Below are 1,298 nucleotides of genomic sequence, written 5' to 3'. Positions count from 1 at the left end.
GGGTTCGTCGGCAGCGTCAGATGTGTATAAGAGCCAGCCCCACCGATGGTCGGCACCCCGCCCCCGACCAGCGGCGACCTCGCGGCCGGCCGGTCCACCTCGGCCAGCAGCCAGAACGGTCCGTTCCCGGCGTCGAACGCGGTGGACTCCGACGCCGGCAGCTACTGGGAGAGCGGCGGCGGCGCCTTCCCACACTGGTGGCAGGTCGACCTCGGCGCCAGCCACCAGGTCAACAAGCTCGTCGTGCGGCTCCCCGCCGGCTGGGGCGCGCGCACCCAGACGATCACCGTGCAGGGCAGCGTCAACGGCAGCACCTTCTCGACCATCGCCGCGGCCTCCGCGTTCACCTTCGACCCGGCAACCGGCAACACCGTCACCCGCACGCTGACGACCACCACGGCCCGCTACGTCCGGCTGAGCATCGCCGGCAACACCGGCTGGCCGGCGGGCCAGCTCGCCAAGGTCGAGGTGTACGCCGGCAGCACCACCCCGGACAACCCGCCGACCGCGCCCAGCGGCCTCACGGTCACCGGCAAGACGTCGACGAGCGTGTCGCTGGCGTGGACGGCATCCACCGACGACACCGGGGTGACCGGTTACCAGGTACGCCAGGGCGGCACTGTCGTCGCGACCGTCACGGGCACCACGGCGACGGTGAGCGGGCTCAGCCCGTCCACCGCGTACACCTTCTCGGTGGTCGCCCGCGACGCCGCCGGCAACACCTCCAGCGCATCGAACGCGGTCACCGCCACCACGGACGCTGCGGCCAACTCGGACCTGGCCCGGGGTCGACCCACCAGCGAGAGCAGCCACGTCCAGAGTTACGGGTCGGGCAACGTGGTGGACGGTGACGTGAACAGCTACTGGGAGAGCGCCAACAGCGCGTTCCCGCAGTGGGTGCAGGTCGATCTGGGTTCCTCGCGCACGGTTGGGCGGGTGGTACTGAAGTTGCCGCCGTCGTCGGCGTGGGGGAGTCGGACGCAGACCCTCTCCGTGCAGGGCAGCGTGGACGGGGGGAGCTTCGGCACGTTTGTCGGATCGGCGGGGCGGACGTTCGACCCGGCCACCGGTAACCAGGTGACGCTGACCTTCACCGCCGCACAGGCGCGCTACGTGCGAATCTCCGTCACCGGCAACACCGGCTGGCCCGCAGGCCAACTGTCCACCCTGGAAATCCACGCCAGCTGACCGAGCGAGTTGCTCGTCAACCCGCACCGCCCTGTCGATCATGGAGTTGGCGGGCTTCGTGGAGATCGAACCGCCCGTCAACCTCATGATCAGCGAAGGGAGGGTGGGCC

1 protein-coding gene is annotated in these 1,298 nt (G+C 70.5%); it reads left to right on the top strand.

All coding sequences use genetic code 11. The annotated features are described in order from the left end of the window. Positions 1–45: 45 nt before the first annotated feature. On the top strand, positions 46–1,188 hold the full coding sequence (locus DLJ58_RS06130; protein WP_244218805.1) for a galactose-binding domain-containing protein: 1,143 nt from the start codon (positions 46–48) through the stop codon (positions 1,186–1,188). The last annotated feature ends 110 nt before the right edge of the window (positions 1,189–1,298 follow it).

The organism is Micromonospora arida (genome assembly GCF_003857035.1).
Lineage (GTDB): Bacteria > Actinomycetota > Actinomycetes > Mycobacteriales > Micromonosporaceae > Micromonospora > Micromonospora arida.
The sequence above is the reverse complement of the archived record's forward strand: the minus strand, read 5'-3'. Positions and strand labels throughout refer to the sequence as shown.